The organism is Biostraticola tofi (assembly GCF_004343195.1).
Lineage (GTDB): Bacteria > Pseudomonadota > Gammaproteobacteria > Enterobacterales > Enterobacteriaceae > Biostraticola > Biostraticola tofi.
The window spans coordinates 102,260-122,818 of sequence record NZ_SMCR01000002.1; the positions used below are offsets into that span (position 1 = coordinate 102,260).

Consider the following 20,559-nt stretch of genomic DNA (forward strand, 5'->3'; position numbering starts at 1 on the left):
TTGGCCCTGGTGGACAATGGCGTTATTTTTTTATACAGAGAGCAGTTTTAATGGATAAATTTCGTGTCCAGGGGCCGACCCGCTTAAGCGGTGAGGTCACTATTTCCGGTGCCAAGAACGCCGCATTACCCATTTTATTCGCCGCACTGCTGGCTGAAGAGCCGGTTGAGATCCAGAACGTTCCCCATCTGAAAGACATCGATACCACCATGAAACTGCTGAGCCAGCTCGGGGCAAAGGTAGAGCGAAATGGCTCGGTGCATGTGGATGCCAGCGGCGTCGATATTTTCTGTGCCCCCTATGAGCTGGTTAAAACCATGCGCGCCTCTATCTGGGCGCTGGGTCCGCTGGTGGCGCGATTTGGCCAGGGCCAGGTTTCGCTGCCCGGCGGCTGTGCCATCGGCGCCCGTCCGGTAGACCTGCACATTACCGGCCTGGAACAGCTGGGCGCGACCATCACCCTTGAAGAGGGCTATGTCAAGGCGATGGTCGATGGACGATTGCAAGGGGCCCATATCGTCATGGATAAGGTCAGCGTCGGCGCTACCGTGACCATTATGTCGGCAGCTACCCTGGCCGAAGGCACCACTATTATTGAAAACGCCGCCCGTGAACCGGAGATCGTCGATACCGCCAATTTCCTTATCACCCTGGGCGCTAAAATCAGCGGTGCCGGTACGGACAGAATCACCATCGAAGGCGTTGAGCGGCTGGGCGGCGGCGTCTATCGCGTGTTGCCGGATCGCATTGAAACCGGCACCTTCCTGGTGGCGGCCGCTATTTCCGGTGGACGGGTGATGTGTCATGCCACCCGCCCCGATACGCTGGATGCGGTATTGGCGAAGTTGCGTGAAGCCGGGGCGGATATCGAGGTCGGTGAAGATTGGATTAGCCTGGATATGCATGGCCAGCGGCCTAAAGCGATAACCTTGCGGACCGCGCCGCATCCGGGCTTCCCGACCGATATGCAGGCGCAATTCAGCCTGCTGAACCTGGTGGCCGAGGGTACCGGTGTTATTACCGAGACCATCTTCGAAAACCGTTTCATGCATGTGCCTGAGCTTATTCGTATGGGCGCTCATGCCGAAATCGAAAGCAATACCGTTATCTGCTACGGCGTCGCGACGCTTAGTGGTGCCCAGGTGATGGCGACAGATTTGCGTGCCTCCGCAAGCCTGGTGCTGGCGGGCTGTATTGCCGAAGGTGTGACGGTGGTTGATCGTATTTACCATATCGACCGCGGCTATGACTGCATCGAAGCCAAACTGCGCAAGCTGGGCGCCAATATCGAGCGTATCAGCGGCGAGTAATATTGCCTGCCAATAAAAAACGGTCAGCCGCAGCTGACCGTTTTTTTTTATCAGGGCCATTTTCAGCCCGATGCGGGATATTCCTGTATGGTCACCGTCAGCGACAGCCGGTTGCCGTTACGCATCACCTCGACCGGGATTTGCGAACCAGGCCGTATCTCGGCGACCTGATCCATGGTCTCGATAGCGGAAACCGCAGGCTTGCCGTTGACGCTGAGAATCACGTCGCCCGGCTCGATACCCGCCTGAGCCGCCGGACCGCCGGGGGTTATCTCGTTAAGAATGATGCCCTGGATCCGGTCCAGGCTGCTGCCGGCGCTATGAAGGGGAGGGGCCTCATGTCCGCCGACGCCGATGTAGCCGCGGATAACCCGGCCATCGCGGATAAGCTTGCCCATGACTTTGCTGGCCAACGCGGTAGGAATGGCAAAGCCGATGCCTTCCGGCGTCTCGCCATTGTTGCTTTTATCAAATGACAGTGTATTGATACCGACCAGTTCGCCAAGGGTATTGATAAGCGCGCCGCCCGAGTTACCTTGATTGATCGAGGCATCGGTCTGCAGAAAGTTCTGTCGTCCAGAGGGGCTCAGGCCAATGCGTCCGGTGGCGCTGATAATGCCCTGGGTGATGGTCTGGCCGAGGTTATAGGGGTTACCGATAGCCATGACCACATCACCTATATGCGGCGCCCGGTCGACATTGATCGGAATCACCGGCAGGTTGCCGGAATCGATTTTCAGCACCGCCAAATCAGTCAGGCTGTCCGAGCCGACCAGCAGGGCTTCGTATACTCTGCCGTCCTGTAGCGCCACGATAATCTGCTCGGCATCATTGATGACATGTTTGTTGGTCAGCAGGTAGCCCTTTTGGTTCATGATGACGCCGGAACCGAGGGTGCGAAGCTCAAGGTCTTTATGGGAATTGGCATTAGCGCTGCGGTTATACACATTCACCACCGCAGGCGCTGCCCGCCTCACCGCTTTGTTATAGCTTAACGGCGCTTCATCTTCGCTTACGTTTGGTGAAGACAGCAGGTCTCGGGTTGTTGAACGCAACCCCGGAAGCGTCAGCAGCAGCACACCCGCAATGATAAAGCCGAAGATAATGGCACGTATGAGCTTAACCAGCATGATGTCCGAACGGGAAGTGGGAAATAGCGGCAGGATAGCATGAGTTGATCGGACACCGCAGTGCCGGTGTCCGATTTTTTTTCAAATCAACGTAATAACAGGAAAATACTCTCTTCACCGCGCACGATATTCAGCGCCATGACCGGAGGTTTGGCATCCAGTATCTTACGCAGCTGGGTGATATTTTCTACCCGCTCACGGTTGACGCCGATAATCACGTCGCCTTTCTGCAAACCGATTTGTGCGGCCGGAGCATCCTTGGTGACGTCGTCGATCCGTACGCCCTTACTGCCGTCCTTGAGCTGGCCATTGCTCATCGCCGCGCCCTGCAGCGCCGGCGTTAGGATTTCGGCGCTGGTGGTGGCGGATGAACTGTCGTCCAGCGTAACGCTGACATCCTGAGGCTTGCCGTTGCGCAACAGGCCCAGTTTGACCGCTTTACCTGGAGGCGTAGTACCGATTTTGACCCGCAACTCGGCGAAACTTGCGATAGGCTTGCCTTCAATGGAAACAATAATGTCCCCTGCCTTGATGCCGGCCTTGGCCGCCGCCGAGCCCGGGATCACTTCGCTGACGAACGCCCCGCGCTGGGTATCAATTTTGAACGCCTTGGCCATATCGGCGGACATTTCACTGCCTTTGATGCCCAACTGGCCGCGTTTGACTTCGCCAAACTCGATAAGCTGCTGGCTCAGGCCCTGCACCATATTGCTCGGGATAGCAAAGCCGATACCGATATTGCCGCCGCCGGGGGCCAGAATGGCGGTATTGATACCGATAAGCTCGCCGTTAAGGTTGATCAGCGCGCCGCCCGAGTTGCCGCGGTTGATTGAGGCATCTGTCTGGATAAAGTTTTCCAGACCTTCCAGATTCAAACCGCTGCGGCCAAGGGCGGAGACGATGCCCGAAGTGGCGGTCTGGCCGAGGCCGAACGGGTTGCCGACCGCGACGGCGAAATCGCCTACCCGCAGGTTGTCCGAGTCAGCCATTTTGACTTCGCTCAGGTTCTTGGGGGAGGGCAGTTGCAGCAGCGCCAGGTCGGTCTGCTCATCATGACCGACCAGCTTGGCGTCGAATTCGCGGCCATCATTTAGCTGGACCTTGATCTTGTCGGCGCCGTTCACCACATGGTTATTAGTGATGACATAGCCTTTAGCCGCATTGATGATAACGCCTGAGCCCAAGCCCTCGAAAGGCCGTGAATCACCTTGTTCGCCACTGCCGGGGAAATTAGGGCCGAAGAAATATTTAAACTCTTTCGGCAGGTTAGGCCTCTGCACCTTCTGGGTGCCTTCAACATGGACGCTGACCACGGCGGGCAGGACCTTCTCGAGCATCGGCGCAAGGCTTGGCATGGACTGCCCGGGGACGGTGGCGGGCAGCGCCGCGGTTGCCGGCGCCAGCGGTGCCAGCCCGAGCCCGATACAAAGTGCTAGTGTGCTGAAAAGAGGTGTTGTTTTCATTCGACTGTGAACTCGCTCGTTATCCGTTACAAAAGCCATTAATCATGGACCCTGAAAAACCTGACCAATAACTCCTATGACTGGTCCCGCGCAATAAAAGTTCAGTCAAAGCGCGGGGTTATGCCGGTATGTAGTCTACGCCCGGCAATCAACCGCTACTTACGGGATTGCGGGGTGCGCAGTAAGCCGCTGGCGCTTTCCGGATAGTCACGGGGCTGCATCTCGACCGGAATCTGGTCGTTATCGGCTTCCGCTTCGGTCAGGCGATAGCGGAATGGGTTCTGCTCGCCCGGCACATCCGGCAGCAGGTTATTTGAGCTCTTGGCCATATGCTGGTACAGCTGACGATAGTCATCGGCCATGTTATCAAGCAATTCGGCGCTGCGCGCAAAATGCCCGGTCAGTTCCTTGCGATACTGGTCAAGCTCCGCTTTGCTGGTATCCAGTTCCTTTTGCAGCGTCTGCTGCTGGCGGAGTTTGCGGTTACCAAACCGCATAGCGAGCGCACCTATGATGATGCCCACCACTAATCCAATCAGCGCATATTCCCAGGTCATAATGACTCCTATATTTGACTTCGTTGTCCCGCGGGGGGTTCACACTTATGATACTCACTATAACCGTTTACCGCGTCAGTGTGGAATCCTGATAATGTGACAGCAGGCAAAGTGCGGTAATTTGCTGTTATTGTGTCACTTGATACTGCACTGCTAACGGCTTGTTTTGCTAAAATCCTTATCTTTCTATTTGTTACCAGGGAATGTCAGCGACTTATGAGTGCCTCATCACCCTTGACCCTCTACCAGCGGATGCTGACGGAAGGTGAATATAAACCCGATGCCGTGCAGGCCCTGGCGGTCGGTAAACTGGACAGCATCTACCATCAGCTTTTAGCGCGACGCAGCGAACGGTCGGCGTCATCCGGCGGTCTGCTGGCGAAAATCGGCAAATCGCTGCTGGGTAAAAGCCGCCCGGTGCCGGCGCCGGTCACTGGCTTATATATGTGGGGCGGAGTGGGCAGAGGCAAGACCTGGCTGATGGATCTTTTTTATCGCAGCCTGCCGCCGGAGCGAAAAATGAGACTTCATTTCCACCGTTTCATGCTGCGGGTGCATGAGGAAATGAACGAACTGCAGGGACATCAGGACCCGTTGGAAATTATAGCCGATCGTTTTCGCCACGAGGCGGATGTCCTGTGTTTCGATGAATTTTTTGTTTCCGATATCACCGATGCCATGCTGTTGGGGACCTTGATGCAGGCACTGTTCGCCCGCGGCATCACTCTTATCACTACCTCCAATATACCGCCCGACAATCTTTATCATAACGGACTGCAGCGTTCGCGCTTTCTGCCGGCGATTAAACTTATCAAGCAGCACTGCGAGACGCTGAATGTCGATGCCGGTATCGATTACCGGATGCGTACGCTGACCCAGGCCAATCTGTACCTGACGCCGCTGAATGCCGACACCCGGCAGCAAATGGATACGATTTTTTCCCGTCTGGCGGGCAGCCATCTGCCCCAGCAGTCGGAGCCGCTGATAGTCAACCACCGGCCGCTGCAGACCATCGGTGCGGTAGCGGGCGTGGTGGCGCTGGATTTTTCGGTGCTGTGCGCCGAGGCACGCAGCCAGAACGATTACATCGCGCTGTCACGCCTCTACCACAGCGTGCTGCTGTATGATGTGCACGCCATGGGCAATCAGGATGAGAATACCGCCCGGCGGTTCCTGGCGCTTATCGATGAGTTCTACGAGCGCCAGGTCAAACTGGTGATTGCCGCCGATGTGCCGATGGACCGGCTGTACAGCGGCGCAATGCTGAAATTCGAATATCGGCGCTGCCTGTCCCGCCTGCAGGAGATGCAAAGCGAGGAGTATCTGAGCCTGCCGCATCATCCTTAAACAATGGACATCGTATTAACTGTAAAAAGTGTTCGATCTTTAGGGGCGACTTCTCTATAATCTTGCGACCCCACGTTACAACGAAGTTTTTGTTTCCCGGAAACTTCGATCGTGCCAGCAACGGCTTATTCGAAGGGGTAGGTTTGCTGGACTAGATAGCCGTGTGAGCCTCATAACTGTTCATTGAAGCGTTTGGGTGTTCACCAACGTGTAACTTAAATTGGGTAAGCTTTTAATGAAAACTTTTACAGCAAAGCCAGAAACCGTCAAACGCGACTGGTATGTTGTTGACGCCAGCGGTAAAACCCTGGGTCGTCTTGCTACCGAACTGGCTTCACGCCTGCGCGGTAAGCATAAACCGGAATATACTCCGCACGTGGATACCGGTGATTACATCATCGTTCTCAACGCTGAGAAAGTCGCTGTAACTGGCAACAAGCGCAGTGACAAAATATATTATCACCACACCGGCTACATCGGTGGTATTAAACAAGCGACCTTTGAAGAGATGATTGCCCGCCACCCTGAGCGTGTGATTGAAATCGCGGTTAAAGGCATGTTGCCAAAAGGCCCGTTGGGTCGTGCAATGTACCGTAAGCTGAAAGTTTACGCTGGTACCGAGCACAACCACTCGGCTCAGCAACCGCAAGTTCTGGACATTTAATCGGGATTATAGGCAATGGCTGAAAATCAATACTACGGCACTGGTCGCCGCAAAAGCTCTTCCGCACGCGTCTTTGTTAAGCCGGGTAGCGGTAACATCGTCATCAACCAGCGTACACTGGATCAATACTTCGGTCGCGAAACTGCCCGCATGGTAGTTCGTCAGCCGCTGGAACTGGTCGACATGGTTGGTAAATTTGACCTGTACATCACCGTCAAAGGTGGTGGTATCTCTGGTCAGGCAGGCGCAATCCGTCACGGTATCACCCGTGCACTGATGGAATACGATGAATCTTTACGTGCTGAACTGCGTAAAGCCGGCTTCGTAACCCGCGATGCCCGTAAGGTTGAACGTAAGAAAGTCGGTCTGCGTAAAGCACGTCGTCGTCCTCAGTTCTCCAAGCGTTAATTTCTGGCTGGTCTCCAGCTACAAAAAGCCCGGCATGGCCCGGGCTTTTTTATTGGCGCTTAAAATTTCATGTCTCATTCCCATGTATTGATGATGATTTGCCACTTGTCGTCCCACAATACGGGCAAAATCTGATAAACTATCCAACACTTTAGTGCCTGTTTACTTAACTGAAGTCCTGCCTTAGTTCCGTTTCCCACACTGTGAGCGGATGCGCCAGGCGGACTGACAATAGGTAACGGTCAGACATTTCAGGATAATAGCCAGTTTCCCAGGGCTATTCGCGGTATTTTCTTTAATAAACTTGGAGGTTTTCATGGCTGTCGCTGCCAACAAACGTTCGGTGATGACGCTGTTTTCCGGCCCGACCGACATTTTTAGCCATCAGGTGCGTATCGTACTGGCAGAAAAAGGGGTAAGTGTCGAGATTGAGCAGGTTGAAATGGATAATCTGCCGCAGGACCTGATTGACCTGAACCCCTATCGCACAGTGCCGACACTGGTTGATCGTGAGCTTACGCTTTACGAATCGCGCATTATTATGGAATATCTGGATGAGCGCTTTCCCCATCCGCCGCTGATGCCGGTTTATCCGGTTGCGCGCGGCACCAGTCGCCTGATGATGCACCGCATCCAAAGCGACTGGTATACGCTGATGCATAAAATCGAGCAGGGTAGCCAACAGGAAGCCGAAAGCGCTCGTCGCCAGTTACGCGAAGAACTGCTGGCAGTCGCCCCGGTTTTCAACGAAGCGCCGTATTTCATGAGCGAAGAGTTCAGCCTGGTGGATTGCTATCTGGCTCCGCTGCTCTGGCGGTTGCCGCAAATGGGCATCGAGTTGTCCGGTGCCGGCGCTAAAGAGCTGAAAGGCTATATGACCCGCGTGTTTGAGCGGGATGCATTCCTGGCATCTCTGACCGAAGCTGAGCGCGAAATGCGCCTGCAAACGCGGGGTTGATGCATGGAAGTCTCTCAACTCTCTCCCCGTCGTCCCTATCTGCTGCGGGCCTTCTATGAATGGCTGCTGGACAATGAGCTCACGCCTCACCTGGTGGTGGACGTGACGATTGCCGGCGTTGAGGTCCCCATGGAGTTTGCCCGTGACGGGCAAATAGTGCTCAACATCGCCCCTCGTGCGGTGGGGAACCTGGAAATGACCAACAATGGCGTGCATTTCAACGCGCGTTTTAGCGGCATAGAGCGGGAAGTGATTGTCCCTATGGCGGCGGTGCTGGCGATTTACGCCCGTGAAAACGGTGCCGGTACCATGTTTGAGCCTGAGGTTGCCTATGAGCAGGATAACCAGGACAAGGCTGAAGAGGCGCCTGAAACCGTCATGCAGGTCATTGACGGTGACCGTCCGGACGTAAGCGAGGATGACCATGTTGATGAGGAGCCACCTACGCCACCGCGTGGCGGCCGGCCGTCTCTTCGGGTGGTTAAGTAATCGTCACTGATTTGCCGCTGGAGTTGCGCCCCTGGCCGACTCCCGCAGAGATAGCAATAAGACAGCCGGCGGACGCCGGCCTGTCCTTTTACACTTCCAGATAGTTCATGATGCCATCGGCCGCTTTGCGACCTTCAGCAATGGCCGTCACCACCAAGTCCGAGCCCCTTACCGCATCACCGCCGGCGAAGATTTTAGGATTGCTGGTCTGGAATGCCGTTTCGCTGTCCTCGGGTGCCATGATCCGACCTTGGCTGTCCAGCTCAACGCTGAAGTCAGCCAGCCATGACATTTTGTGGGGACGGAAGCCGAATGCCATCACTACCGCATCAGCGGCGATCACCTGCTCGGAGCCGGCGATGATTTCCGCTTTCCGGCGGCCATGGGCATCAGGCTCGCCCATCTGGGTCCGAACCATTTTGACGCCGCTGACCCGGCCGGCATGATTGACTTCAATGCTGACCGGCTGCAGGTTGAACATGAACTCAACCCCTTCTTCGCGCGAGTTTTTGACTTCCCGGCGCGATCCGGGCATGTTTGCTTCATCCCGACGATAGGCGCAGATCACATGGCTGGCGCCCTGGCGGATCGACGTGCGCACACAGTCCATGGCCGTGTCGCCGCCGCCCAGTACCACCACCCGCTTACTTTCCATACTGACATAGGGCGCAGGCTCGATGTTGCCGAAGCCCATCAATTCGCGGGTATTGGCAATCAGGAACGGCAGCGCATCAAACACTCCCGGCGCATCTTCGTTATCCAGGCCGCCGCGCATTGACTGATAGGTGCCGACGCCCAGGAATACCGCGTCGAACTCACCCAGCAAATCGCTCATCTGAATGTCTTTACCGACTTCGGTATTCAAACGGAATTCAATTCCCATTTCAGAGAATATTTCCCGCCGTTTTATCATCACCTCTTTCTCAAGCTTGAAGGACGGAATACCAAAGGTCAGCAGGCCGCCAATCTCGGGATGACGATCGAACACTACCGCCTGCACGCCGTTACGCGCCAGCACATCGGCGCAGGCCAGACCTGCCGGGCCGGCACCCACTATCGCCACGCGCTTGCCGGTAGCCTGCACGCCGGCGACGCTGGGTTTCCAGCCCATTTCGATCGCTTTATCATTGATATAGCGTTCAATATTACCAATGGTTACCGCGCCGAACTCATCGTTCAAGGTGCAGGATCCCTCGCACAGACGGTCCTGGGGGCAAACACGGCCGCAGACTTCCGGCAGGCTGTTGGTCTGATGCGAAAGCTCAGCCGCTTCAATAATACGGCCTTCATTGGCCAGTTTCAGCCAGTTGGGAATGTAATTGTGTACCGGGCACTTCCATTCACAGTAAGGGTTACCGCAGGACAGACAACGATCGGCCTGGGCTTTGGACTGCGAGTCAGAAAAAGGCTCGTAGATTTCAACAAATTCAATTTTACGGATCTTGAGCGGTTTTTTTGGCGGATCTACGCGCTGCAAGTCGATAAATTGATAAACATTTTGACTCATCATTGACCTCTTACTGCGCTTGCACGCGCAATTCAGCTGCAGAACGGCTACGGTGACCCAGCAGCGCCTTCACATCACTCGATTTGGGTTTTACCAGGGCAAAGCGTGAGGCCCAGGCCGGCCAGTCGGACAGGATTTCCTCGGCGCGGCTGGAACCGGTCAACTGGGCGTGTTCGGTGATCAGGCCGCGCAGATGCTCCTCATGGATAGCCAGTTCGGCGACCTCGATAACTTCAACCAGCTCATTATTGACTCGTTTGGCCAAATCACCCTGTTCATCCAGCACATAGGCAAAGCCACCGGTCATGCCGGCGCCGAAGTTGACGCCAGTGCGGCCGAGAACGCAGACAATCCCGCCGGTCATGTATTCACAACCGTTGTCGCCTACGCCTTCCACCACCGTTATCGCCCCCGAGTTACGGACGGCAAAACGTTCACCCGCGCGTCCGGCAGCAAACAACTTGCCGCCGGTGGCGCCATAGAGGCAGGTATTGCCGATGATGGTCGCTTCATGACTGCGGAACGCCGAACCCACCGGTGGGCGCACGACAATCCTGCCGCCGGCCATGCCTTTGCCGACATAGTCATTGGCATCACCGGTCAGGGTAAGTTCTACGCCGCCGGCGTTCCAGACGCCGAAGCTCTGGCCGGCGGTGCCGGTGAAGTTAACTTTGATTGGGTCTGAGGAAAGACCCTGATCACCATGGCGGGCGGCAATGTCGCCCGATAGCGAAGCGCCCACCGATCGATCGGTATTATGGATGTCGTAGTAGAAGGTTTTGCTCTGCCGCGCCTCGACATAGGGCGTGGCGTGGTCCAACAGGGCTTTATTCATCAGGCCCGGGTCGAATGGCGGATTGCTTTTTTCAGTGCAATACAGCGCTTTGCCCGCAAGGGGGGTAGCGGTTTTCAACAGCGGCGACAGATCCAACTTGTTCTGACGCGCGGTGAAACCATCCAGTTCGACCAGTAAATCGGTGCGGCCAATCAGGTCGACCAGCCGAGTGACGCCCAGCTCAGCCATGATTTCGCGGGTTTCCCGGGCGATAAACCGGAAGTAGTTAGTCACCCGCTCAGGCAGACCGTGGTAGTGATCGCGGCGCAGCTTTTCATCTTGGGTCGCCACGCCGGTGGCGCAGTTGTTCAAATGGCAGATACGCAGGTATTTACAGCCCAGCGCGACCATCGGGCCGGTGCCGAAGCCAAAGCTTTCAGCGCCCAGAATCGCCGCTTTCACGATATCCTGGCCGGTTTTCAGTCCGCCGTCGACCTGCAGCCGGATTTTGTGACGTAGTCCATTGGCGACCAGCGCCTGCTGAGTTTCGACCAGGCCCAATTCCCATGGACTACCGGCATACTTTACCGAAGACAACGGGCTGGCGCCGGTGCCGCCATCATAGCCGGCGATGGTTATCAGATCGGCATAGGCTTTGGCAACGCCGGTGGCGATGGTGCCTACCCCTGGTTCCGACACCAGTTTGACCGAAATCAAGGCCTTGGAGTTAACCTGTTTCAGGTCGAAAATAAGCTGGGCCAGGTCTTCGATCGAGTAGATGTCATGATGCGGCGGCGGCGATATCAGCGTAACGCCAGGCACCGAGTAACGCAGACGCGCGATATACGGCGTAACTTTGTCGCCGGGCAGCTGGCCGCCTTCACCGGGCTTGGCTCCCTGGGCGACTTTTATCTGGATAACGTCGGCGTTGACCAGGTAAGCGGGCGTTACGCCAAAACGGCCAGATGCCACCTGCTTGATGCGAGACACCTTATTGGTACCGTAACGGGCCGGATCTTCGCCGCCTTCGCCTGAGTTGGAAAATCCACCCAGGCTGTTCATGGCGATAGCCAGGGATTCGTGAGCTTCCGGGCTCAGGGCGCCGATGGACATAGCGGCGGTATCAAACCGTTTGAACAGGTTTTCTGCCGGCTCAACCTGGTCCAGCGCTACCGCTTCGGCAGTGGCCGGCCTGATAGCCAGCAGGTCGCGCAACGTCGATGCCGGTCGTTCATTGACCCGTTTGGCATAGTGCTGGTAGTCGCTGTACTCACCGGACTTGACCGCATGCTGCAGGCTGTTCACTACATCCGGGTTATAAGCGTGGTATTCGCCACCGTGCACATATTTGAGCAGGCCGCCCTGATCCAGTGATTTACGTTTTAGCCAGGCGCGCTTGGATAGATTGATCAGATCTTGTTCAAAATCGGTAAAGCTGGCGCCGCCAATGCGGCTGACCACGCCCTGGAAGCACAGCTCAGACAACTCTTTATGCAGGCCCACCGCCTCGAACAGCTTACAGCAGCGATAGGAGGCGATAGTGGATATGCCCATTTTGGACATGATTTTGTACAAGCCCTTATTGATGCCGTTACGGTAGTTAAGCATCACGCTGCGATATTCTTTTTCGATGGTGCCGTTATCGACCATCGCCGCCAGGGATTCATAGGCCAGATAGGGGTATATCGCGGTAGCGCCAAATCCTAACAACACGGCAAAATGGTGCGGATCGCGAGCACTGGCGGTTTCAACAATCAGGTTGGCGTCGCAGCGCAGGTTTTTTTCCACCAGTCGGGCATGGATTGCGCCGACCGCCATCGGTGCCGGCACCGGAATGCGGTCAGCAGCGATTGCCCGGTCGGTCAACACCAGCAGCACCGTGCCCTGCCGAATTTTTTCTTCGGCTTCATCACACAGCCGAAGCAGAGTTTCTTCCATACCGCTGACCGAAGGCTGATAGGTAATATCCATCTTGTCGGCGCGATAATGACGTTCTTCCTGGTGGGTCAGCTGGGTAAAATCAGAATACAGCAGAATCGGCGATTTAAACGCCAAGCGATGAGCCTGGCCTTCGGCTTCGCAGAACACGTTCATTTCGCGGCCGATACAGGTGGCCAGCGACATCACATGGGCTTCGCGCAGGGAATCGATTGGCGGGTTGGTCACCTGGGCGAACTGTTGGCGGAAATAGTCATAAATCACGCGCGGACGGCTAGACAGTACGGCAAAGGGGGTATCGTCGCCCATCGAACCGGTGGCTTCCTGGCCATTCTCACCCAACACCCGGATGATGGAGTCCAGTTCTTCGTTGGAATAGGCAAACTGTTTCTGATAGCTTTCCAGCAGGGTATCGTCGAGCTGACGTGAACCCACTTGGTCATCCGGCAGATCTTCGAACGGCGTCAGGCGCAGGACGTTCTTTTCCATCCACTCTTTATAGGGATGGCGGCTCTTCAGATCATCATCGTTTTCCGCCGAATGCAGAATGCGGCCGTTGCGGGTATCGATCACCATCAATTCGCCGGGGCCGACGCGGCCTTTTTCCACGACTTCGTCAGGCTGGTAGTCCCAGATGCCAATTTCAGAGGCGCAGGTAATCAGCTTGTCGGTGGTAATGACATAGCGCGCCGGACGCAAGCCGTTGCGATCCAGGTTACAGGCGGCAAAGCGGCCATCGGACATCACCAGACCGGCGGGGCCATCCCAGGGTTCCATATGCATGGAGTTGAAGTCAAAAAATGCACGCAGCTCAGGGTCCATATTGTGGTTGTTCTGCCAGGCGGGCGGCACCAGCAGGCGCATGGCGCGGATAAGGTCCATACCGCCGCTGAGGAACAATTCCAGCATATTATCCAGCGAGCTTGAATCGGAGCCGGTCTCGTTAACAAACGGTGCGGCATCCTGCAAATCGGGTATCAGCGGCGTTTTCAGCTTATAGGCACGGGCTCGGGCCCATTGCCGGTTACCGGTAATGGTATTGATTTCGCCATTATGGGCCAGGTAACGGAACGGCTGCGCCAGCGGCCAGCGCGGTACGGTGTTAGTCGAGAAGCGCTGGTGAAACAGGCAAATGGCCGATTCCAGGCGCAGATCGGCCAGGTCCAGGTAAAAGCGCGGCAGATCCGCCGGCATGCAAAGACCTTTATAAATGGTCACCAGGTTAGATAGGCTGCAGACATAGAAGCTGTTGTCGGTGACGCGTTTTTCAATGCGTCGACGCGCCACATACAAACGCCGTTCCATATCCCTCGGACGCCAGCCCGCCGGGGCATTGACAAAAATCTGCTCAATGCGCGGCAGGGAGGACAGGGCGATTTCACCCAGCACATCAGGATTGATAGGAACCGCGCGCCAGCCGACAATCGACAGGGTTTCGTTCTGCAGCTCTTCTTCGACAATCTCCCGGCTGGCGCGGGCTTCTTCTTCATCCAGGCTGAGGAACAGCATGCCGACCGCATAGTTTTTCGCCAGGCGCCAGTCGCGTTCCTGTGCCACCATCCGAAAGAACTTGTCCGGTTTTTGCAATAACAGACCGCAACCGTCGCCGGTCTTGCCGTCAGCAAGGATCGCGCCACGATGCTGCATACGCGCCAGGGCATGAATTGCCGTACGGACGACCTTATGACTCGGTTCGCCTTCGATATGGGCAATCAGGCCAAAGCCACAGTTGTCTTTTTCTTGGGATGCATCATACAACATAACGTGAACCTCCCCAGGCTCCAGGTGACTCTCACAACCTACTGCGAGGAGGCGTATCAGTATTGAGCGGCAGCGTATGACCCCGGATCGACTTCTCCAGTTTCAGCTGTCCCGCTCTCTCCGGGTAACCTCTCGTGGCGGTCTGACAAATGGTAAACGACTTGCTCTATGAAGGAGTCTTGCACTGCATAAATATGACGAGTCGTTAACCCGTCCAGAATTCTTCCAGCGGCCTTTCAAATTAACGAGAAACGTAACTGAGGTCAAATATCCCCAATGACAGGGGTGATAATGGGTTATTTCAATTCAAGTTATTGAAATTAAATGTATTTATCCATCCCATGCAGCCTGATCAGCGCAATGGGTACCAGCGGGCGGCATGCGCTGTATCACTGTAGTGCAGTGCTGAAATCTCTGCACCATGCTAGTGCGGGTCAAAATAACAGTACGATATACTGATTATCGGATGTTTTGCGAGTTATGAGACTATTTTTCAATATGTGTGCTCTTTTGAATGATCACCCCGGGGCGAATAAGAATTATTAATTATCAGCAGAGTGATTTATTTTTCAATTAAAGTGAATAACTATTCTATATGATAGCCGGGGGCGCAGTGAATTGATCAGGGTCATCATCAACAAGGGACGAAACCGTTAGGCTTGACGGCCTTTATCAGGCGGGGATTCCAGAATATGCAGTTGCAAAATGTCGTCAATATGTTCGGCGGTGATCTTTCCAGGCGCTATGGCGAAAAAGTACATAAGCTTATGTTGCACGGCGGTTTCAGCTGCCCTAACCGTGACGGTACTGTTGGCCGGGGCGGCTGCACGTTTTGCAATGTGGCCTCATTTGCCAGCGAAGATCAGCAGTTCAACAGTATCAGCCAGCAACTGACCCACCAAATCCTTCGTCCCCATCGGGCTAAACGCTACCTGGCGTATTTTCAGGCCTATACCAGTACTTATGCAGAAGTTACCGTGCTGGACAACCTCTACCGGCAGGCATTGGCCCAGGCGGATATCGTGGGTCTTTGCGTTGGCACCCGCCCCGACTGTGTACCTCAGTCGGTGCTGAATTTATTGGCCGGCTATCGGGATGAGGGCTATGAGGTCTGGCTGGAACTGGGGCTGCAAAGCGCGCAGGATAAAACGCTGCATCGCATCAATCGCGGCCATGATTTTGCCTGTTATCGGCATACAGCCCAGCAGGCGAGATCACAGGGACTCAACCTCTGTACCCATCTTATCGCTGGTTTGCCCGGCGAAGATAAGCAGGTCTGCCTCGACTCGCTGAACCGGGTGATTGAGGCCGGCGTCGATGGACTCAAGCTGCATCCACTGCTGATCGTTGACGGCAGCATCATGGCCAAAGCGTGGCGGGCAGGGCGCCAGACGACACTTGAACTGGCACAATACTGTGATATCGCGGCCACCCTGATACGTCATACGCCAGTGGACATTGTTTTCCATCGGCTTTCAGCCACTGCCCATCGGCCGACGCTGCTTGCGCCAATATGGTGCGCCGATCGCTGGCAAGCCTTGAACGCCATCTACCAGCAACTGTTGGCACAGGGTGGACAGGGGAGCGCACTGTAGCGGCCTGGGTGTGAAATGCCTTTTTTACGGTATGATTGAACATAGTGTTATTCAAGGAACCTTTATATGAAGCAAATCCGATTGCTGGCCCAATACTACGTCGACCTGATGGTCAAGCTGGGGCTGGTCCGATTTTCCCTGCTGCTGGCATCCGCGCTGGTGGTACTGGCGATGATTGTCCAGTTGGCGGTCACCATGGTGCTGCGAGGCCAGGTCGAGAGCATCGACGTCGTGCGCTCGGTGTTCTTCGGGTTGCTGATTACGCCTTGGGCGGTCTATTTTCTGTCGGTAGTGGTGGAGCAATTGGAAGAATCGCGCCAGCGGCTGGCCAGGCTGGTGGATAAATTGGAAGAGATGCGCAATCGCGATCTGCATCTTAACCAGCAGCTGCAGGATAATATTGCGCAGCTCAATCGGGAAATGGCCGATCGCGAAAAAGCCGAAGATGCCCGCCAGCGAGCCATGAGCAAACTGACCGAAGAAATGGCCCGCCGCGAGCAGGCTCAGGTCGAGCTGGAACAACAGTCTTCGCTACTGCGCTCCTTTCTGGATGCCTCACCGGATCTGGTTTATTACCGCAATGAAAACAAAGAATTTTCCGGCTGCAACCGCGCTACTGAATTGCTGGTCGGCAAAAGCGAAAAGCAATTGATCGGCCTTACCCCTGCCGATGTTTATTCGCCTGATATCGCGGAAAAGGTGGTGGAAACCGATGAGAAAGTGTTCCGCCATAATGTGTCGCTGACCTATGAACAGTGGCTGGTCTACCCGGATGGTCGCAAGGCGTGTTTTGAACTGCGCAAAGTGCCGTTTTATGACCGCGTGGGTAAACGGCATGGGCTTATGGGCTTTGGCCGCGATATAACCGAGCGTAAGCGCTATCAGGACGCTCTGGAGAATGCCAGCAGGGAAAAGACCACCTTTATCTCTACCATTAGCCACGAGCTGCGTACGCCGCTTAACGGCATCGTCGGCCTTTCCAGGATCCTGCTTGACACTCAGTTGGATAAAGAGCAGCTCAATTATCTGAAGACCATCCATGTCAGCGCCATTACCCTCGGCAATATATTCAACGACATTATCGAAATGGACAAGCTGGAGCGACGCAAGGTCCAACTGGATAATCAGCCGCTGGATTTCAACGCCTTTCTGCTGGATCTGGAAAATCTCTCCGGGCTGCTGGTGCAACCCAAAGGGTTGAAGTTGGTAATGGAAACCGAGGCACCGCTGCCGTCGAGCATCACCGCCGATGGCACGCGGCTGCGGCAGATACTGTGGAATCTTATCGGTAATGCGGTGAAGTTTACCCCTGAGGGGGAAATTATCATCCGGGTACGTCGCGAGTCAGGCGATCGAATGTGCTTTGAGGTGCAGGACTCGGGCATCGGTATTCCTGAAGATGAACTGGACAAAATTTTTGCCATGTATTACCAGGTTAAAGGCAGAAACGGCGGCAAGCCCGCCACCGGCACCGGCATCGGCCTTGCGGTATCCCGGCGGCTTGCCCAGGCGATGGGCGGCGATATCACCGTCCGCAGCCAGCCTGGACGAGGGTCTTGCTTTAATCTGACCATTGTGGCGCCTGAGGTAGTCCAGGCGTTGCCGGATGAGCAGGATGACAACGATCTGCTGCTGCCGGCGCTTAACGTTTTGCTGGTGGAGGATATTGAGCTGAATGTGGTGGTGGCCCGTTCAGTGCTGGAGAAACTGGGTAACAGCGTAGACGTGGCGATGAATGGCCACGATGCGTTGGCGATGTTCAGCCCGGATGAATATGATCTGGTGCTGCTGGATATCCAGTTGCCGGACATGACCGGCCTGGACATTTCCCGAGAACTGCGCAGGCGGTATCAGGGACAGCATTTGCCGCCGTTGATTGCATTGACCGCCAATGTGCTCAAGGACAAGCAGGAATATCTTGATGCCGGCATGGATGATGTGCTGAGCAAACCTCTGGCGGTGGCAGCCCTGACCGCCATTATCCAGCAATACTGGGACCGGCCGGCGCAGGCGTCGGAACCAGATGACCCGCAGCCGTCGCTGCCTGCCGCCCAGACGATCCTGGATACCGATATGCTGGAGCAGTATCTGGATCTGGTCGGGCCCTCACTGATTTACCAAAGCCTGGAAATGTTTGAAAAGGTGATGCCGGGTTATATGTCGATTCTCGACTCCAACCTGACCGCCCGCGACACATCGGGCATTGTTGAGGAAGGCCATAAAATCAAGGGCGCTGCCGGTTCGGTCGGCCTGCGCCATCTGCAGCAGGTGGCCCAGCAGATCCAAAGCCCGGAAATGCCCGCCTGGGAAGATAACGTGCAGGAGTGGGTAGACGAACTCAGACATGACTGGCGGCGTGATGTCCAGACACTGCGGCAATGGGTGCAGGAAGCTGAAAAAAATGACCCCGACTGATGCCGGGGTGCGCGAATATTGCGCCAACACCAGGGAAAAAATTATCCTCGCCGTCGGTTTTTAATGATATTTGCAGCGGCAAGGCGTTTTGTCTCGCTTGCTGTTACTTATGAACCATAGCAAAAGAAGAGAATTATGTTACAAGATCCATTAAAATTTGGGATGTAATCCAGATTTTGTCAATAGAAATAAGAATTTCACCGGCTACTTCAGAGAGACCGAATATGAAACGTATTGGTGTGGTATTAAGCGGCTGCGGGGCATTTGACGGTAGCGAAGTCCATGAAGCGGTACTGACATTATTGGCGCTCGATCGTTTGGCTGCCGAGGCCGTTTGCTTTGCGCCGGATAGGAATCAATCCATTGTTATTAATCATATTTCTGGCAAGGAAATGGCAGGTGAGCGCAACATGCTCATTGAAGCGGCACGCATTGCCAGGGGGCAGGTTCGCCCCCTTTCCGAGGCCCGGGCGGATGAACTTGATGCGCTGATTGTGCCGGGTGGTTTCGGCGTTGCCAACAGTCTGAGTAGCCTGGCGAATCAGGGTGCCGAGTGTGAAGTGGACAGCGAACTGCGGCATTTGGTGGCAGAAATACATAAGCAAGGTAAAGCATTGGGGTTTATCTGTATCGCCCCGGCCCTGCTGCCGCGGATACTCGGTGTTCCGCTGAGGCTGACTACCGGCAATGATCCGGATACCGCTGAACTAATAGAAAGCATGGGCGGTATCCACGTGGTCTGTCCGGTCGATGATATTGTTATCGATGATGATAACCGCGTGATAACCACGCCGGCCTGGAGGGTAGCTTCTTCGATTGGTGATGTCGCCAAGGGCATCAACAAGTTGGTCGAACGGGTTTTGGAATGGACTGAATGAGCCGCCGGGCGGGCGGTAAAAGCCTGCCAGCAAGAGTGGTCAGGGGAGTCGCCGTTTTCGCCCTGTGCCTAACAACCTGCTGGCTGGGGCTTGTCATGCTGTTTGCCTGGGTGCCGGTTCCTTTCTCGGCGGTGATGGCGGAGCGGCAGATAGGGGCCTGGATGCGCGGGGACGTCGCCTATGTATCCCATTCCGACTGGGTGGCGATGGATCAGATCTCGCCTCATATGGCACTGGCGGTTATTGCCGCCGAAGACCAGCGGTTTGCCTCGCACTGGGGATTTGATCTGGAGGCTATCCAGCAGGCGCTGCGGCATAACGAAACCAGCAACCGGGTACGGGGCGCATCGACCCTGTCGCAGCAGACCGCCAAGAATCTGCTGTTGTGGGATGGCCGCAGCTGGCTAAGGAAAGGGCTGGAAACCGGCGTGACGCTGGCGATTGAAACAGTCTGGACCAAACGCCGCATTCTGACGGTTTACCTGAATATTGCCGAGTTCGGCCCGGGGACCTTCGGCGTAGAGGCCGCCGCCCAACGCTATTTTCACAAGCCGGCCGCTCGGCTGACCGCAGCCGAAGCGGCACTGCTGGCATCGGTATTGCCCAACCCCCATTCATACCGTGCCGACCGGCCTTCAGGCTATGTGTTGCGCCGACAGCAGTGGATACTCCGTCAGATGCGCCAGATGGGTTCAGAGTCATTTCTGGTAGCGAACGGACTGCGATAGCGCGTTGCCGCCGGTGAACGCCATGGCGTTCACCGGCGGTATGGCGGGGAAATCAATCCAGGTAGGTAAATGCGGTCGTCACGTGCTTGACGCCGCTGACCTTACTGGCCACCTCAGCGGTGGCTTTGCCTTCTGCACGGGTGACCAGACCCAGCAGGAACACCTCTGCATTTTCGGTGGTGACTTTCACATTGGATGATTTGACCGCATCGCTGGCCAGCAATTGTGAACGCAGCTTGGTGGTTATCCAGGTATCCATGGAGGCTCTGCCCATGGTAATCGGCTGGCCCTGGCGGATTTCGTTATACACCGCCGTGGCGCCATCGACACCGGCGGTTATCTGCCTGATGCGTTCAGACATGTCGGAAGAGGGCGCCTGGCCGGTCAGCAGCACTTTACCCTGATAAGCGGTTGCCACCACCCGGGCTTCTTTTTTGATCTGAGCATCCTTCCCCAACGCATTGGTGACGCGCGCTTCCAGCGTTCCGTCATCGACCTGGGTGCCCACAGTGCGTGGATCGGTTGCGGTCTTGGTGGCGACGGCGGCACTGCCGACAACCACCGCGCCCACGCACCCTTGCAGAAGCAGGGCGGTGAACAGCAGTGCAAATGTGGATCGAACCTTCATTTGGGCTC

The 20,559-nt window shown here is 55.7% G+C and carries 16 protein-coding genes; 10 read left to right on the forward strand and 6 right to left on the reverse strand.

Annotated features, from left to right (window positions below; genetic code table 11):
• Nucleotides 1-50 precede the first annotated feature (50 nt).
• Entirely contained in the window at nt 51-1,310 is a 1,260-nt protein-coding gene (gene murA / locus EDC52_RS04645; protein ID WP_131864183.1) for a UDP-N-acetylglucosamine 1-carboxyvinyltransferase, read from the forward strand.
• A 62-nt stretch (nt 1,311-1,372) separates the two neighbouring features.
• On the opposite strand, the gene degS is transcribed toward murA, so the two are convergent.
• The 3 genes from degS to zapG form a co-directional block, all read right to left on the reverse strand.
• Nucleotides 1,373-2,440 (reverse strand): outer membrane-stress sensor serine endopeptidase DegS, encoded by a 1,068-nt coding sequence (degS, locus tag EDC52_RS04650; RefSeq protein ID WP_131864184.1) that lies wholly within the window; start codon nt 2,438-2,440, stop codon nt 1,373-1,375.
• Nucleotides 2,441-2,526: 86 nt separating this feature from the next.
• Nucleotides 2,527-3,903, reverse strand: a complete 1,377-nt coding sequence (gene degQ / locus EDC52_RS04655; protein WP_131864185.1) for a serine endoprotease DegQ — start codon at nt 3,901-3,903, stop codon at nt 2,527-2,529.
• Nucleotides 3,904-4,058: 155 nt separating this feature from the next.
• Complete coding sequence (gene zapG, locus EDC52_RS04660; RefSeq protein WP_131864186.1) at nt 4,059-4,460, reverse strand: Z-ring associated protein ZapG; 402 nt, start codon at nt 4,458-4,460, stop codon at nt 4,059-4,061.
• A 216-nt stretch (nt 4,461-4,676) separates the two neighbouring features.
• Between zapG and zapE the strand changes: the two genes are divergently transcribed.
• The 5 genes from zapE (at nt 4,677) to sspB (ending at nt 8,326) form a co-directional block, all read left to right on the forward strand.
• Complete coding sequence (zapE, locus tag EDC52_RS04665; protein WP_131864187.1) at nt 4,677-5,807, forward strand: cell division protein ZapE; 1,131 nt, start codon at nt 4,677-4,679, stop codon at nt 5,805-5,807.
• A gap of 235 nt (nt 5,808-6,042) precedes the next feature.
• Entirely contained in the window at nt 6,043-6,471 is a 429-nt protein-coding gene (rplM, locus tag EDC52_RS04670) for a 50S ribosomal protein L13 (protein ID WP_131864188.1), read from the forward strand.
• Between the two features lie 15 nt (nt 6,472-6,486).
• Nucleotides 6,487-6,879 (forward strand): 30S ribosomal protein S9, encoded by a 393-nt coding sequence (gene rpsI, locus EDC52_RS04675; RefSeq protein ID WP_131864189.1) that lies wholly within the window; start codon nt 6,487-6,489, stop codon nt 6,877-6,879.
• 316 nt (nt 6,880-7,195) lie between these two features.
• On the forward strand, nt 7,196-7,837 hold the full coding sequence (gene sspA / locus EDC52_RS04680; RefSeq protein WP_131864190.1) for a stringent starvation protein SspA: 642 nt from the start codon (nt 7,196-7,198) through the stop codon (nt 7,835-7,837).
• A 3-nt stretch (nt 7,838-7,840) separates the two neighbouring features.
• Nucleotides 7,841-8,326 carry a ClpXP protease specificity-enhancing factor gene (gene sspB / locus EDC52_RS04685; protein WP_131864191.1) on the forward strand — a complete coding sequence of 162 codons (486 nt, stop codon included), beginning with the start codon at nt 7,841-7,843 and terminating at the stop codon, nt 8,324-8,326.
• Nucleotides 8,327-8,414: 88 nt separating this feature from the next.
• On the opposite strand, the gene EDC52_RS04690 is transcribed toward sspB, so the two are convergent.
• Both EDC52_RS04690 and gltB read right to left on the reverse strand, forming a co-directional pair.
• A complete protein-coding gene (locus EDC52_RS04690) occupies nt 8,415-9,833 on the reverse strand; it encodes a glutamate synthase small subunit (protein WP_131864664.1) in 1,419 nt (472 codons plus the stop codon).
• 10 nt (nt 9,834-9,843) lie between these two features.
• On the reverse strand, nt 9,844-14,307 hold the full coding sequence (gltB, locus tag EDC52_RS04695) for a glutamate synthase large subunit (RefSeq protein WP_131864192.1): 4,464 nt from the start codon (nt 14,305-14,307) through the stop codon (nt 9,844-9,846).
• A gap of 692 nt (nt 14,308-14,999) precedes the next feature.
• Between gltB and EDC52_RS04700 the strand changes: the two genes are divergently transcribed.
• The 4 genes from EDC52_RS04700 (at nt 15,000) to mtgA (ending at nt 19,923) form a co-directional block, all read left to right on the forward strand.
• A complete protein-coding gene (locus EDC52_RS04700) occupies nt 15,000-15,902 on the forward strand; it encodes a TIGR01212 family radical SAM protein (protein ID WP_131864193.1) in 903 nt (300 codons plus the stop codon).
• Between the two features lie 66 nt (nt 15,903-15,968).
• Nucleotides 15,969-18,317 (forward strand): aerobic respiration two-component sensor histidine kinase ArcB, encoded by a 2,349-nt coding sequence (gene arcB, locus EDC52_RS04705; RefSeq protein ID WP_131864194.1) that lies wholly within the window; start codon nt 15,969-15,971, stop codon nt 18,315-18,317.
• A gap of 224 nt (nt 18,318-18,541) precedes the next feature.
• Complete coding sequence (gene elbB, locus EDC52_RS04710) at nt 18,542-19,195, forward strand: isoprenoid biosynthesis glyoxalase ElbB (protein ID WP_131864195.1); 654 nt, start codon at nt 18,542-18,544, stop codon at nt 19,193-19,195.
• Nucleotides 19,192-19,923 carry a monofunctional biosynthetic peptidoglycan transglycosylase gene (mtgA, locus tag EDC52_RS04715; RefSeq protein WP_131864196.1) on the forward strand — a complete coding sequence of 244 codons (732 nt, stop codon included), beginning with the start codon at nt 19,192-19,194 and terminating at the stop codon, nt 19,921-19,923. The genes elbB and mtgA overlap by 4 nt, the downstream gene beginning before the upstream one ends.
• A 52-nt stretch (nt 19,924-19,975) precedes the next feature.
• Here mtgA and dolP read toward each other — a convergent pair whose 3' ends face one another.
• The gene (dolP, locus tag EDC52_RS04720) at nt 19,976-20,551 is read right to left on the reverse strand and encodes a division/outer membrane stress-associated lipid-binding lipoprotein (protein WP_131864197.1); all 576 of its coding nucleotides are present in this window, start codon (nt 20,549-20,551) and stop codon (nt 19,976-19,978) included.
• Nucleotides 20,552-20,559: the final 8 nt, after the last annotated feature.